The sequence below is a fragment of the Pokkaliibacter sp. MBI-7 genome, from assembly GCF_029846635.1.
In the GTDB taxonomy this organism is placed as follows: Bacteria; Pseudomonadota; Gammaproteobacteria; order Pseudomonadales; family Balneatricaceae; genus Pokkaliibacter.
Genome location: NZ_JARVTG010000001.1, coordinates 138152 through 152976 on the forward strand (window position 1 = coordinate 138152; position 14825 = coordinate 152976).

General features: G+C 52.2%; 12 protein-coding genes and 1 pseudogene. 3 read left to right on the forward strand and 10 right to left on the reverse strand.

The features are described from left to right. Positions 1-14 precede the first annotated feature (14 nt). Positions 15-989: a site-specific integrase gene (locus tag QCD60_RS00805; protein WP_279781454.1), complete on the forward strand. Its 975-nt coding sequence runs from the start codon at positions 15-17 to the stop codon at positions 987-989. A 479-nt stretch (positions 990-1468) separates the two neighbouring features. Beyond that, the gene (locus QCD60_RS00810) at positions 1469-2857 is read left to right on the forward strand and encodes a VOC family protein (protein WP_279781456.1); all 1389 of its coding nucleotides are present in this window, start codon (positions 1469-1471) and stop codon (positions 2855-2857) included. 400 nt (positions 2858-3257) lie between these two features. On the opposite strand, the gene QCD60_RS00815 is transcribed toward QCD60_RS00810, so the two are convergent. Then, complete coding sequence (locus QCD60_RS00815) at positions 3258-3962, reverse strand: SDR family oxidoreductase (protein ID WP_279781458.1); 705 nt, start codon at positions 3960-3962, stop codon at positions 3258-3260. Between the two features lie 124 nt (positions 3963-4086). Here QCD60_RS00815 and QCD60_RS00820 point away from each other — a divergent pair, with 124 nt between their 5' ends. Next, the gene (locus QCD60_RS00820; RefSeq protein ID WP_279781460.1) at positions 4087-5013 is read left to right on the forward strand and encodes a LysR substrate-binding domain-containing protein; all 927 of its coding nucleotides are present in this window, start codon (positions 4087-4089) and stop codon (positions 5011-5013) included. Here QCD60_RS00820 and QCD60_RS00825 read toward each other — a convergent pair. The 9 genes and pseudogenes from QCD60_RS00825 to mmsB form a co-directional block, all read right to left on the reverse strand. Further along, positions 5003-5425, reverse strand: a complete 423-nt coding sequence (locus tag QCD60_RS00825; protein ID WP_279781463.1) for a hypothetical protein — start codon at positions 5423-5425, stop codon at positions 5003-5005. The genes QCD60_RS00820 and QCD60_RS00825 overlap by 11 nt on opposite strands. 179 nt (positions 5426-5604) lie before the next feature. Continuing rightward, positions 5605-6282: a hypothetical protein gene (locus QCD60_RS00830; RefSeq protein WP_279781464.1), complete on the reverse strand. Its 678-nt coding sequence runs from the start codon at positions 6280-6282 to the stop codon at positions 5605-5607. Positions 6283-6443: 161 nt separating this feature from the next. Next, the gene (locus tag QCD60_RS00835; protein ID WP_279781467.1) at positions 6444-6779 is read right to left on the reverse strand and encodes a hypothetical protein; all 336 of its coding nucleotides are present in this window, start codon (positions 6777-6779) and stop codon (positions 6444-6446) included. Between the two features lie 199 nt (positions 6780-6978). Next, the gene (locus QCD60_RS00840; RefSeq protein WP_279781469.1) at positions 6979-7281 is read right to left on the reverse strand and encodes a hypothetical protein; all 303 of its coding nucleotides are present in this window, start codon (positions 7279-7281) and stop codon (positions 6979-6981) included. A gap of 248 nt (positions 7282-7529) precedes the next feature. Next, a complete protein-coding gene (locus QCD60_RS00845) occupies positions 7530-8282 on the reverse strand; it encodes a P-loop NTPase fold protein (protein ID WP_279781471.1) in 753 nt (250 codons plus the stop codon). 82 nt (positions 8283-8364) lie between these two features. Continuing rightward, complete coding sequence (locus QCD60_RS00850; RefSeq protein WP_279781473.1) at positions 8365-10233, reverse strand: AAA family ATPase; 1869 nt, start codon at positions 10231-10233, stop codon at positions 8365-8367. A gap of 594 nt (positions 10234-10827) precedes the next feature. Further along, positions 10828-11592, reverse strand: coding sequence for an SDR family oxidoreductase (locus QCD60_RS00855; RefSeq protein ID WP_279781475.1), 765 nt, complete (start codon positions 11590-11592; stop codon positions 10828-10830). Between the two features lie 75 nt (positions 11593-11667). Next, positions 11668-13560: a propionyl-CoA synthetase gene (locus QCD60_RS00860; protein ID WP_279781478.1), complete on the reverse strand. Its 1893-nt coding sequence runs from the start codon at positions 13558-13560 to the stop codon at positions 11668-11670. 98 nt (positions 13561-13658) lie between these two features. After that, positions 13659-14552, reverse strand: a pseudogene (mmsB, locus tag QCD60_RS00865) (3-hydroxyisobutyrate dehydrogenase); the annotation flags it as partial. Positions 14553-14825 lie beyond the last annotated feature (273 nt).

Consider the following 14825-nt stretch of genomic DNA (forward strand, 5'->3'; position numbering starts at 1 on the left):
GGAAGTAGTTCACTATGGAACAGCAAACACAGGGATCAACCAAGCCCATTACCTGGGAAGAGTTGTTGGAGCTCTACTGTTTGGGAAAGCGCGTGAAACGTGTTACCAGAAGCAACTATCTGAATGCAATCAATTGCTTTAAAAGGTATCACCCGAACGTATTACCTCAGCAGGTTACCCATAACATGCTGCTGCACTGGCGGGTTTCGGTTCTGGATACAGATCCGGCACCTCTGAAGCCAGCCAGCTGGAATTGTTACTCATATGCGCTGCGCTACATATTCGAATATGGCAAAGAGGTCGATGTCCTAACGTTTGAAAAGAACCCTTTTCGGCGGTTGAAAGTGCGTGTCCCTGAAGAGCAGATCAAGGTGCTTAGTGCCAATGACATTATCGCCTATCGCACTTACCTCGACGCTCAGGAAATGCAGGAGCGACTAGGGAAGTACGGCGCCTTTTATCCTGCCTGGTTTTATCGTTGCCTGTTTGAGACGTTCTATCACACAGGCATGCGACAGCATCAGCTGATTCATCTCACTGCTGACGATATCGATCTGAAACGTGAGCTGATTCATTTTCGCTCTGAGATCAGTAAAAACAGCCGTGCGTATACCATTCCAATTGCGCAAGATCTGCTTCCCTACTTGCGATTGATGCTACATCAGTCTCAATACGCTGGAATTCAGCGCCATGAACAGCTCTACAATCTGAATCGATATAGAAAAAGATACACAGCACCAGACAAACGTATGGAGAAAGGACAAGTTCATTCCTTTTTCTATCGATTATCAAAATTGGTTCTTCATAAAGCCACCTCCCACGCTTTCAGACATACGATTGGTACGAATTTGATGCAACAGCCAGAGCGGAATCTATTTCTGACGAAAGAGTTACTAGGTCACAAAAATCTTCGTTCAACACTTAAGTATCTGACTCCAGACCTTGAGCAAATGAGAGTTTTGTTAAACAATCGGAAAATCAACTATTGATGTGGGCTATTATATCTATTATTGTTTAATGCAAGAAAGGGAGGAAACGATAACTGGCCAAAGCACTTTCACAGAGAGCAGCCAGTTATCGTGAGAGCTAAGAGTACAAGGTGCTTATAGAGAGGCACGAAGTACTAGCTGGTAGGTAGATCGTTCAAAGTGCTTCTCAGAACACGATGACGAAGTACAAAGGCAAAGCACAGAGGTAAGGTACAAAGTGCTTGAGGCCAGAGGCTTTCGATCTCCTCGGAGGCAGGCACGAAGTACAAGCTCGGAGGTAGGCACAAAGTACAGGTAATGACTTTCCAACTTTAAGGAATGAAGTCCGAAATATTATTCGCTTGTACGGACAGGCTGATTCGCCGTTAATAGGCTCATTCCTTCCCCGGACCTCGGGAACCTACATCCACGCAGCGCCGCACCGGCCACAATACCGCCGAGCGGCGCGCGAAAAAGAACGATCTGGAGATTAGCAAACCATGACTGGCGTTAACTTCAAGAACCCTGACCTGATCCGCGCAGACTTCTCCCGCGCCATGTCAGATATGTACCGTGATGAAGTGCCTCTGTACGGCACCCTGCTCGATCTGGTGGCCGAGGTTAACGACAGCGCCATGAGCAATGACCCTGCCATCGCAGAAAGCCTGCGCAAGACCGGTGAACTGGAGCGTCTGCACGTTGAACGCCACGGTGCGATCCGTGTCGGTACCCCCGAAGAGCTGGCGACCATCGCCCGTCTGTTTGCGGTGATGGGCATGTCGCCTGTGGGTTACTACGACCTGACACCTGCCGGCGTACCGGTGCACTCCACCGCTTTCCGCGCGGTGCACGAAGCCTCCCTGCAGATCAGCCCGTTCCGCGTATTCTGCTCACTGCTGCGTCTGGAACTGATCGACAGCGAAGAGCTGCGTGCTTTCGCCAAAGCTACACTGGCCAAACGCTCCATCTTCACTCCACGGGTGCTGGAGCTGATCAGTCAGGCGGAAGCCGATGGCGGCCTGAACGATGCCGATGCCGAAGAGTTTGTGCAGCAGGCACTGGAAACCTTCCGCTGGCACAGCAGTGCCACCGTATCACTGGACGAATATCAGCAGCTGCTGAAGCAGCACCGCCTGATTGCCGATGTGGTGGCCTTCCGAGGCCCGCACATCAACCACCTGACGCCACGTACTCTGGACATCGACAGTGTGCAGGTCGGCATGCCGAAGAAAGGCATTACCCCCAAAGCCGTTATCGAAGGCCCACCCAAGCGCAACTGCCCTATCCTGCTGCGCCAGACCAGCTTCAAGGCACTGAACGAAGCTATCACCTTTATCGGTGCCAATGGCGCTGAACAGGGCAGCCACTCTGCCCGCTTTGGTGAGATCGAACAGCGTGGCGTGGCGCTGACCCCCAAAGGTCGTGCCCTGTATGACCAGCTGCTGGATCAGGCCCGTGAAGAACTGGGCGATTTCCCCAACGAAAATAACGCAGTGGACTACATGGCGATTCTGGAGCGGGTTTTCGTAGCCTTCCCCGACAGCTACAGCGAACTGCAGCAGCAGGATCTGGCCTACTTCCGCTACTTCGCTACCGAACAGGGCGTGGCCGCCAGTGACAAGGCCGGTAAAGATCTGGCCGCACTGATCGCCGCCGGTTATGTGCAGATTGAGCCGCTGGTGTATGAGGACTTCCTGCCGGTTAGTGCTGCGGGAATCTTCCAGTCCAATCTGGGGGATGATGCGCAGGCTCATTACAGTGCCGACGCCAACAAAGATCAGTTTGAGGCCGATCTGGGCCGCAAGACCCAGAACGAGCTGGCGCTGTATGCCGAAACCCAGCAGCGCTCGCTGCAGGAGTGTGCCTCTGCACTGGGCATCAGCCTGTAATTTCTCACCGCCTTGCCCTTCTTGCTTCAATCAAGAAGGGCACTTTCTGTCAGATGGATTTGAGCGGCTTGGTTACCCCCTCTCCCTAAATCCCTCTCCCACCAGGGGCGAGGGACTTGTCCGTGTAATCCCCAGCAACTGAGTCAACCTGTCAGCTACGGTCTGAATCACAGGCCGTTTCTGGCTGGCCACTACCAGCTTGGTAGATCACATCGCGTTAGCTCCCCTCGCCCCTTGCGGGCGAGGGACTTATCCGTGTAATCCCCAGCTGCTGAGTCAACCTGTCAGCTATGCTCTGAGTCACAGGCCGTTTCTGGCTGGCCACTACCAGCTTGGTGGATCACACCGCGTTAGCTCCCCTCGCCCCTTGGGGGAGAGGGGGAAACCAACAAACCACCCATCACACCGAACGGGTAATACCGCCATCCACCCGCAGATTCTGGCCGGTGATATACCCTGCCCCTTCCGATGCCAGAAAGCTGATCACCTTGGCAATCTCTTCAGTCTTGCCGTAACGCTGCATGGGAATACGCCCCCGGAACTCCTCCTTCTCCGGCAGGCTGTCTATAAAGCCCGGCAGCACGTTATTCATACGCACGTTATGCTCGGCATACTGATCAGCAAACAGCTTGGTAAAGGCAGCAAGGCCAGAACGGAACACACCGGAAGTGGGAAACACAGGATCAGGCTCGAAGGCGGCAAAGGTGGAGATATTAATAATCACCCCGGATTTCTGCTGCACCATAATCGGTGTCACCAGCCGGGTCGGGCGAATCGCGCAGAGCAGATAGACCTCCATCCCGCGATGCCAGTCTTCATCAGTCAGCTCCAGCACCGGTGCGCGCGGGCCATGGCCTGCACTGTTGACCAGTACATCGATGCGCCCCCAGGCCGTCATCACCTCATCCACCAGCCGCTGCAGATCCTCGTTACTCTGGTTGGAGCCGGTAACACCGATCCCACCCAGCTCTTTAGCCAGTGCTTCGCCCTTACCGGACGAAGACAGAATGGCGACGCGATACCCTTCTGCTGCCAGCTGACGCGCGGCACCGGCGCCCATTCCACTGCCACCTGCTGTGACGATAGCTACTTTCTGCTCTGACATGACCGTGCTCCATTTAAGTTGATGAACTATATAGAATCAGCACTGGGCGCCAGCCACCAGTCACAAATTCAGCCATGAGGCAGTAGAATTTCTACCGCCTTCAGATCACAGCAGGGAGCGCCGCATGAAAAAATGGGGTACGCGGCAGGGGCCACTGCCAACACTGAATTATCTGATCGCGCTGGAAGCCACCGCGCGGCTGGGCAGCTTTCGTGCGGCCGCGGAAGAAATGCACCTGACGCAAGGCGCAGTCGCCCAGCAGATACGGGCACTGGAAGCAGAGCTGGGATGCCAGCTGTTTGACCGGCTGCCGCGCGGGCTGGAACCCAATACCATCGGCAGGGAATACGTCCACCGGCTGCGGCTGGCCCTTGGCATCGTGGAGGAAGCCACCCGCGAAGTGCTGGCGCAGGATAGCCCGCGAGATCCTAAGCAGCTGCTGCTCAGCACCACGCCTGCCTTCGCCAGCCGCTGGCTGATTCCGCGTATGTCACGGCTGGCGCAGAGCCATCCGGCGCTCGCCATTATGATTGATGCCTCCGACATCAGCCGCCCGCTGCAAGGCAAAGGCCGGGTTGATATGGCTATTCGCTGGGGCAAGCCCCCCTTTGCCGAAGGCCATGCGCGCTTTCTGCTGCCGGGACGGGCAACACCGGTCTGCTCACCGCACTTCCCCCATCATCAGCAATGGCAAACACCGGCTGATCTGGCGCAGGTGCCGCTGATTTCTGACAGCCATCACAACTGGCAACGCTGGTTTGCCGCCTATGGCGACCCCGGCACACGTATCAACGGCCCGGCCTTTTCCCTTACCAATCTGGCACTGGAAGCCGCCGAACAGGGGCTGGGCGTGGCGCTGGTGCCACAACTGTTTGCCGATGCGGCTGTACGTAACGGCAGCCTGGTGCGGGTGCTGGGAGATCAGTATCAGCTCGATACCGAGGCGGGGTTTTACATTTTGACCGGTGAGCCGATCAGCGAAGGGTCTGCAGCCAGCCAGTTCGTTGACTGGCTGCAAACAGAGGCAAAGCTGGGAGGGGTTACTTATTGACTCTCACATACACCGACTGGCCATGACGCTGAGTCGGCAGATACAGCCGGCCCTGCTTCTCGAAATACTGCACACCATTGATCATGACCGCCACCGCACCGGGCGGCAGTGTGGTCAGCACTTCACCGAACTCGCCCTGATCCCGCATCATCGGCTCACGCGGGCGCTGGGGCTCATCAACCACCACGTAAATAGTGCGCACCGGGTCATAGAGATACCAGTTCACACTGTCATGGAAGTAGACATGATGGTTGATCTCGTGGCGCTCCATGCGGCTGATATCCAGACGCTTGTAGACATGCCCCACCGGCGGCTGATCCATGGGAGGGCGGCCCATTGGCTCCGCCGACACAGTGGCTGACGCAGCCAGCACACTGGCTGCCAGACACAGGGGAATTATCGCTTTTTTCATATCCGAATCCCTTTGCAGACGAGTGCCCATACACCCTCTAACGTCCATAAAACTAGGGCTTTTACCGCCAAATACCAATCAGAGGTGTGGTACAGGGTGTTACCCGACTGTCACCGCTGATAGCAAGGCCTGCTGCCGCGTGCACAGTTGCACCGCGGAGCAGGCATAACTGCTGCAAATCATTGCGTCACAGGGCTGGCACCGCTGCTGTCACCCTTGTTATCCGCTGCTTTACCAGCACCGCTGGCCATCAGCGCAGGGTTCGCAGCGGGCTTTGCGGCAGGAGGAGGTGTTTGTGAATCATCGGAGGGTGCGGCAGCGGTGGCGGGTTTATCGCCCTGCTCGGCCTGATCAACGGTACGACGGATAATCTGCGGCACAAAGCGCTCACTGAACCCGGACACAAATGACCAGAACAGCAGCTTGGCGATCTCGCGGCCAGAAGACGGGTAACTGTGCTGTATCCAGTTCATAAAGCCCGGAGCATCGGCCACGGGCGGATCAGGATAATGAGGGAACATATCACCCTGCACGATCTGGCCGACAAACATCAGCATCAGAATCAGCGCGAAAATACCGCCGTTAATGGGAATCAGGGTGATCGACACCCAAGACGACGACAACACCTTCATTTCATCCAGTGTGATTTTCGGCAAACGCTGCTGAATACTGACAAAGCCTCCCAGCAGCCCGCACATAAACACCATGATCACCAGAAAGGATTTGTCCTGCTTGACCGCCGTATCGATAAAGAAATATAGCGTCACCCCAAGGAAAAACAGCGTCGCCATGGTGAAGATAACCAGCCGCTTGGTCAGGCTCTGCATGTAGGCCTGCCGTTCCATTGCTTCATTCATTGTGCGCCCTCTTCTGTATCAGCCTGCGTCGGGTTACACCCCCAAAGTTCAAGGATGGTACAGAACAGCCGATTGCGCTAACGGCATTACACAATAAATAGTCAGGATATACGGGAGAGAATAGTCAGCGTGGTGAGTAACGGTTATATAGTCCCTCAGGTTTATATAGAGATAAACAGTGAAGGGGCATAAGCAGACCCATACAGCGCAATAGTGCCAATCATCCCAAGCACTACCATAAGAACACGATGGCGCTGCTTTCTGACCCGAAAAACAGAGAGCGCAAATAACAGACAAACCACAGGCAATATCCACCACCATGCAATGGTGTCAAATACCCACAGCGAATAGCCTGACTGGCTGACACCAAAACCACGCCACACGCTATCCAAGCCAGTAGCCAAACCATGCTGAACGGCATAAATAAAATAACCCTGAACCAGTGCCAGAAGAAAAAGCGTCAGGGCGATAAATAGTGATATCAATTTGAACTTCATGATCAGATACCAGAGAGATTGCCCTTCCCGTATTTATTTGTCTTGTTAATACCTTCCAACACAATATTGCATTGACCTTCAGCCGTCTTTCTTAAAAAGCACATTAAAAAACCATTTCCTTTAAACCCTTCATTATCCCGGGTATCTTTTACTGCTTTTCAGATTAAGTAATCTTGAACCTGAAAATATAATTTTCCACTTAATCCGCTTTATCACAACGGTATTCTGAGTAACGGTCATCATCCCAGCATTCAATACGTATGGTGCCAAACTCTTTACCGGAATTTAGCTCTCTGGAAATAACCACACGCTCAACCTGCAGAAGATCACTGAGCGCACTGGCCAAATCGTTATAACCAGAAAGAGTTATACTCTGCTCAGAACCCTGTTTAGAAACATTCAGCCAGACTTGTAACAGTCCCTGCTCCTGAGCACGACTGACACTCAGATCTTTTATATATTCAGGTCTTAAAAATTCGAGCAACACTTTATATTCAGACACAGCATAACCCCGAAGTTATCATTGAATAAAAGCCCACAAAAGCAAAGCAAGCAGAAATACCAAACCCATTAATACCATCTAACAATGGCACTATGACCCGCTCATATACAGATTGTTATTTTTTACCTATATAGCTTTCAATATTTTTAAACCAGCTTTAAATTACCCCTTAATTATCCCCCTCTATCAATCTAGAAAGGTCAGTTAAAGAGCTAGCCGCTTAAATCTTGCAAAACAATACTACAATACTAATAGCAAGAGAATTCCGCACCATTTAAATTGATACCTGCACTCAGGCTCGGATACCATACCACATCAATTTCCAGTGTTGATGCAGGGGCTATTTCCTGACCACCGTCAAAATCGAGCGCATAAGATTCGACACCCTTAACATAACTTCTGACTGCTGGTGAACCATTAAACTTTGCCTCAAGCATTTTTGTAGAAAATTTCTGAGGTGTGTCACCAGCGTTGGTTACCTTTAATTTACCTGCAACGATAGTCTTATCATTACTAAAGCTAAAATTTTCAGAGAAGGAAAAGGTTCGTGTTTTTTCTTCTGAAAAAACATTGACGGATATGTGATTCGAACAGCTTATGCTTTGCTCAAAGGCTTCTGCATGCACACTCAGCAAACTCGCCAAAATAAAGATATGTATTTTATTCATTCCCTTACCGGTTTTGCGGCCAACCGATTTTGATATCTCCTGGAAAAATGAAGCGGTTATTTTATCTTGGGCGGCCCACTCCCATGGAGAAAACTCTATGACATCCGGTTTGTCTTCGGAAATTTCCTCCAGTCGAGATAGAGCCATATTTTTAATGGAAGACTTCCCTGAAACCCAATCGCCATGCAAGGCAACAACCAGACTATCTTTTCCATGCCAACTAGCCATAGCATTTGCCAAGTCAGTGGAAAATCCTGACCGACCAAACAAATCTTCTTCTATTCTTGTTATCTGTCTATTAGAAGCAAATCCGTGTAAATCTTTTGGTTCCATATTAAATCTCTGGCGGGAATCTAACGCCTTGCTCACCGGAAAATTGGGAGCGCAGCGAGTAATTTCCGTGTGAAGCAACTTGTTATGCATTGCTACGCAAGACACGCTCAATGATTTTAACAACGTCACCGTTTTTATCTATTGTTACAGGAAAGCCTTTAACATTAAGAATTTTACTTTCTATGTCTATCGTTAATTTTCCACCATCAACAGAACATTTAAATATATTGGCGCGTTCCCCAAGAATATTTTTAGCCAATATGTTTATATCTTGGGTAGTTGTCTTTTCATTTGCGCTTAATCTGGCAGAAGCTGGTGCTGCAATGGACAGAAGTATATCCCTTAGTGATTCAGCCTCATCAATCCGTTTTCCGCCAGATGCGTGTTCAATACAGCGGACTACATCAACCAGGTTTTCTCTAATTTCTGTGATTGAACTCTGATCTAAGTACTCAATTTCATCGACGGCAGCAGTGGGCTTTCCTTCTGACGTATAAATATCAGAAGCTTGATAATATGATTCAATCGCCCCCTTCCTTAGAATAAAACACCCAGATTCTTCTAGTAAACGCAATACAACTTCTAGCCGATCTTTCATGGAAGACCATTTATCGGCATTGGTTAAACCTTTCAAATCCGAGCCAGCCAAACTCATTAGCGTGCAAAAAGCAGATCTTCTTTTAACTTTCTCATCAACTGGCTCTTCGGCGTTAACGTAGTAAGGATGCCTTTCAGCCAGTTTAGATATATCTCCCCAATTAGGACCTACTAATGAACAAAAATCGCTATATGTTGAAGATGCGAGCTTTATAGCTGATTGCGCTCCAAGTTTCGAAGCACTTGCATCTGCAACAGGGGAATTGGCTAAAAAGCATTGAACTAGGTCCATGTCATCTGCAAATGCGTCAGCATCTGCGAGAACTACTGGATTCTTCCCAATTAGCCTCATGAACTTTACTACAACTGGCATTTGACCTTTGCCAATTACCGGTAGCAATTGAGAGCCTGCAGCTTCAAGATGAAGCTCAAGTTTGTTGGAAATGAACGACGCAATCATTACATCACTTGGCCCTTCTACTAAGAGCGGCCTTCGGCAAAACAATGATAGCTTATGCTCTTGTCCAAGCCGGGCAATCAAAGCTTGGAGCTTTTTATTTTTCAATTGTTCATTGCTGGGACTGAGCTGGACAGGAGGTTTATCTAAATCATGGCAGAATATTAGTGATGTCAAGTCACTAGGCTTGGTGATTCGGAGCATTTCTGTCGAATGCGTAGCCATAATCACTATTTTTTTATATCCACCTTCAGAAGGGTGGCCCGCTGCAGTAGTAATTTCATTCAATAAGAATGACTGCAGCTGAGGGTGGAGCGAGACTTCAGGCTCATCAATTAGTAATACACCTACTTCATCATCATATAAGGCAGCCAGAATACCGACGAGATGAAGTAACCCTGATGCTTCTCGTCCAGACGAGTAAGGTTTAGATGTGGTATCCAATCTTGCAAAAACCACCTTTAAATTTCCAGCATCCCATTCGATGATCAAATCTCGTTTGAATAGTTTTCTTAATCGTTCTTGCACCTTGATTAATATATCTGCGCGCTCAGAAAGAGTTTGGAAGTCACCATTCAGCGTTTCCATTTGATGCCTTCGGTTTGTGTCCCTTTTTGACCCAAAGCTTGCTTCTTCATATCTTAGACTATTTCCGCGCTGACCATCGTAATCTGAGCGGTATTGCTCAATAAGGCCCATTCTTCCAGCAGACAGAAAGCGAACTTTTTTCCTGTTTGCTATAGAGACTAGTGGCTGTTTTAAACCTCTCAGAAGGTGAGTTTTACCTCCGCCATTTGGGCCAATGAGTACGGTCAGCCCCCCTTGAATCTCAATATCTCTAGAATAGTTACCATTATGGCTATTTATATTTGCTTTAATGCTTATTGGAAAATTCAAGATCATTCCTTCGAGTTAGTATCTGCAAAATGCTGGTGTAACATCAAATTCATAACAGCGTGTTAATGAGGTCTTCGACCTCATAACAATTATTAAAACGTATACCTTTTAGTAAATCTTATCTAAAAAAACAGTCACATAAGATTTTGATTTTAAGAGAAAAATAAATTAGCCAACACTTAGGCGAGTCACTAAAAAGGTAGTTTTATCAACGACAGACCATACAAAAAGTATACCTTCTTCCAGATTTTTCAAGGATGGGGTATTCGATATGGTGAAGTCTCTCTTTCTCACATCTGTCCACGACTACAGGATGGTATATCAATCCGGTAGGCGAACCATTGCTTCCTCTCTGCACTGTAAAGAAGTTTTATAACGTCTTAGGTAAATACAACCTTATATAAAAGACGTCAATTCAAACTTTAGAATAAGAAGGGATATACGAGAAAAAAGCAGCCATAGAACCGTGCCGCTATGAGATATGTGACATTTTAAAGATAAATAAAACAACGCTTATTCGTTGTGGCACTGCCATACAAGGAGAGCGTCAGGAGCTAACTATTTAGCTCCCAACTGATTGAAAACAATACGCTTTTATACCCTTACCCCACCATCAACCTCCATTATCCGGCCGGTAAAGTAATCATTCTCAATGATATACAGCGCGGTATTGGCGATTTCCTCCTGTTCGCCTAACCGACCCAGCGGCGTGGCCTGCTTCAGGCGGTCGATGGCTTCGGGCTTCATTTGTGCCGTCATATCGGTGGCGATCACGCCGGGGGCGATGCCACCGACACGAATGTTGTGACGCGACAGCTCTTTGGCCCAGGTCACCACCATGGTGGCCACCGCGGCCTTGGAGGCAGAGTAGTTGCTCTGGCCCATATTGCCGCCGCGGGAGACCGAAGACATATTGATGATCACCCCGCCTTCGCCCTGCTCCGCCATCATGGCGGCAGCTTCACGGCCACAGAGGAAGGTGCCGGTCACGTTGACGCTGATCACGCTGGCGAACTGCTCCAGCGACATCTTGGCCTGCAGCTGGCCGTCTTTCACTTTGACCAGCATGCCGTCACGCATAATGCCCGCATTGTTGATCAGCACATGAACGCCGCCCTGCTGCTGGCGAATGGCGGCGAAGGTCGCTTCAACCTCGGCCTCATCGGTGATATTGCACACATAGGTGCAGGCCTGCGGCGAGCCAGCTTTGGCACACAGGCCGGCACTTTCCTGCAGGCGCTCCGGGTTCACATCCATCAGCGCCAGCCTGGCACCTTTTTTAGCCAGGCTGATGGCCATAGCACGACCAAGGCCCTGAGCACCGCCGGTAATGACGCAGACTTTATTGGTTACTTCCATCGCTTGTTGCTCTTGTTGCTTATCGGTTGTCTGTGGCCTGCCCCCTGCCTCTGTCCGGCACGGCGCAGGCGCGTGTCAGTTGCCCACTCCCGCCTGACGCATCAGGTCGGTAATTTCCGGCAGGATGCTCATATCGTCGATGGTGGAAGGCGGGGTATAGGGCTGGTTATCAGCGATCTTGCGCAGAATGGCGCGCAGGATCTTGCCGGAACGGGTCTTGGGCAGGCGCTGCACCACCACCGCTCGCTGGAAGCAGGCCAGTGCGCCAATATCCCTGCGTACCTTGGCGACCAGCTCTGCCTGCAAGGCTTCTGCAGTCAGGGTGGCATCGGCCTTGAGCACCACAAGCCCAACCGGCACCTGCCCTTTCAGTTCATCCGCCACGGCAATCACGGCGCATTCGGCGACGGCAGGATGGGCTGAAACGCATTCCTCCATCTCGCCGGTGGAGAGCCGATGGCCCGCGACATTGATCACATCGTCGGTGCGGCCGGTGATAAAGACGTAGCCGTCCTCATCGATATAGCCGCCATCGCCGGTGTGGTAATAGCCGGGGAAGCGGGTCAGGTAGGAATCGATATAACGCCTGGGGTTGTTCCACACGCTCTGGGCGACGCCGGGCGGCATCGGCAAGCGGGCGACGATATAGCCGTTATCACCTGCTTCGACCGGCTCGCCCTGCTCGTCCAGCACCATGACCTGATAGCCGGGCACGGGCACACAGGTTGAGCCAAGGCGTGTGGGCTTAGGGTCGAGGCCCATCAGTGGCGCGGTCATCGGCCAGCCGGTTTCGGTCTGCCACCAGTGGTCTACCACGGGTATCTGCAGGCGATTCGCCAGCCAGTGGTAGGTGGCCGAATCGAGCTTTTCCCCTGCCACAAACAGAGACTTGAGGCTGCTGAGGTTATAGCGCTGCATCAGCTCGCCTTCCGGGTCTTCCTTGCGGATGGCGCGGAAGGCCGTGGGTGCGGCGAACATGGCCTTGACCCGGTACTCTTCAATCACCCGCCAGAAGGTGCCGGCATCCGGTGTGCGCACCGGCTTGCCCTCGAAGAACACCACGGAGCAGCCGCCCATCAGCGGGCCGTAGACGATATAGGAATGCCCGACCGCCCAGCCGATGTCTGATACCGCCCACCAGGTATCACCGGGGTGCATATCGTAGACGTAACGCAGGCCGAAGGTGACGCTGACCGCATGGCCACCGTTGTCACGCACAATGCCTTTGGGCAGGCCAGTGGTGCCGGAGGTATAGAGGATGTACAGCGGATCCGTCGCCGCAACCGGCACCGGTTCGAGGTCAGTGCTATGCCCCTGCTGGCAGGCGTACCAGTCAAGATCACGCCCTTCCTGCATGGCCGCTGTCGCCATCGGCCGCTGCAGCACGATGACTTTTTCCGGCTGATGGGTAGCCAGTTGCAGCGCCTCATCCACCAGCGGCTTGTATTCAATTACGCGGGTAAATTCGATACCGCAGGAGGCCGTGATCACCAGTCTGGGCGTGGCGTCATTGATGCGGATGGCCAGCTCGTTAGGGGCAAAGCCACCGAAGACCACCGAATGCACCGCGCCAAGGCGGGCACAGGCGAGCATGGCCACTGCCGCTTCAGGCACCATCGGCATATAGATCACCACCCGGTCACCTTTCTCCACCCCCTGCGCACGCAGGGCGGAAGCCAGCTGGCACACCTGCTGTTTCAGCTGGTTGAAGGTGATGGCGGTTTTGGTTTCGGTCACCGGCGAGTCGTAATAGAGCGCCACCTGCTCGCCGCGGCCTTCTTCAATATTGCGGTCAACAGCGAGGTAGCAGGAGTTCAGTTCGCCATCCTGATACCAGCGATGGGTGCCGTCTGGCATCGCGGTCAGTATCTGCTGGGGCGCCCTGAACCAGGCGATGTTTTCCGCCTGCTGTCGCCAGAACTGTTCAGGCTGGCTGATGGATTGCTGATAGATGTCTTCGTAGCGCATGCGTAGTCCCTTCACTTCTTATTGTTGTCGCGTGAGGTCGCTCCGCCATTGGCGTTGGCATACAGACGGCGGAGCCCTGGTACTGCGGCTTGAACGGCTTACTGTTTAAAGAACTGATAGATACTGGAAAAGTCCAGCCGGCCATTGCCCTGTTTGGCGTGCAGGCTGAACAGGTTACGCGCCAGTGCCCCCATGGGTGTGGCTGACTGGCTGCCGAGGCTGACTTCCTGTGCCAGCCCGAGGTCTTTGACCATCAGATCGACCATAAAGCCGCCCTGATATTCGCGGCTGGCAGGGGCGTTTTCCATCACACCGGGGACAGGGTTATACAGCTCCAGCGCCCAGTTACGGCCAGAGCTGCTGACCATGATGTCGGACAGCACTTTGGGGTCGAGGCCGTTTTTGATACCCAGATTCAGTGCTTCTGCGGTGCCCGCCATCAGGATGCCCAGCATCATGTTGTTGCAGACCTTGGCGATCTGCCCGGCACCGACTGAACCGGCATGGAAGATGTTCTTGCCCATGGCCTGCAGCACGGGCAGCGCATGGGCGAAGGCTTCATCACTACCGCCGACGATAAAGGTCAGCGTGCCTGCCGCAGCACCGGCTACCCCACCGGAGACCGGCGCATCAATAAACTGCAGCCCTTTGGACTCTGCCACCGCCGCGACTGTTTTCGCGGTATCGGCGTCGATAGTGCTGGAGTCGATGACCAGTGCGCCTTTACTGATCACGTCAAACAGGCCATCGCCACTGATATAGAGGCTTTCCACATGCCTGCCCGCCGGCAGCATGGAAATCACGATATCTGCGCCACTGACAGCGTCTTTAGCGCTGGTTGCCGCTCGGGCACCGGCTTCAGTGACTTTGGCCATGGCCTCGGGAAAGAGATCAAACACGCTGACGTTATGCCCGGCTTTAACCAGATTGACGGCCATCGGGCCGCCCATATTGCCAAGACCGATAAATCCGATAGTTGCCATTTTGGTGTCCTCACTTGTTGTTTTTGTTGTGGGTTAGCAGGTTGTTGTGAAGCTGTTTTGGGGATAGGTGTTGGGGTTTCCCCCCTCTCCCCCAGCCCCTCTCCCACAAGGGGCGAGGGGAGTTAGTTCAGTATTCTTGCTTCGCTTCTGTGTTATATCTCAGCGCTATCGGTCAAAACACGACGGCTGCGATGCACTCAAAAGTCCCTCTCCCCTCGCGGGAGAGGGATTTAGGGTGAGGGGGAATCGCTCTACTCCCTCACTCCCGCAGGGAGTTAGTTC

Coding starts and splice junctions, on each gene's coding strand:
- QCD60_RS00805 (WP_279781454.1), top strand. CDS start 15: ATGGAACAGCAAACACAGGGATCAACCAAGCCCATTACCTGGGAAGAG.
- QCD60_RS00810 (WP_279781456.1), top strand. CDS start 1,469: ATGACTGGCGTTAACTTCAAGAACCCTGACCTGATCCGCGCAGACTTC.
- QCD60_RS00815 (WP_279781458.1), bottom strand. CDS start 3,962: ATGTCAGAGCAGAAAGTAGCTATCGTCACAGCAGGTGGCAGTGGAATG.
- QCD60_RS00820 (WP_279781460.1), top strand. CDS start 4,087: ATGAAAAAATGGGGTACGCGGCAGGGGCCACTGCCAACACTGAATTAT.
- QCD60_RS00825 (WP_279781463.1), bottom strand. CDS start 5,425: ATGAAAAAAGCGATAATTCCCCTGTGTCTGGCAGCCAGTGTGCTGGCT.
- QCD60_RS00830 (WP_279781464.1), bottom strand. CDS start 6,282: ATGAATGAAGCAATGGAACGGCAGGCCTACATGCAGAGCCTGACCAAG.
- QCD60_RS00835 (WP_279781467.1), bottom strand. CDS start 6,779: ATGAAGTTCAAATTGATATCACTATTTATCGCCCTGACGCTTTTTCTT.
- QCD60_RS00845 (WP_279781471.1), bottom strand. CDS start 8,282: ATGGAACCAAAAGATTTACACGGATTTGCTTCTAATAGACAGATAACA.
- QCD60_RS00855 (WP_279781475.1), bottom strand. CDS start 11,592: ATGGAAGTAACCAATAAAGTCTGCGTCATTACCGGCGGTGCTCAGGGC.
- QCD60_RS00860 (WP_279781478.1), bottom strand. CDS start 13,560: ATGCGCTACGAAGACATCTATCAGCAATCCATCAGCCAGCCTGAACAG.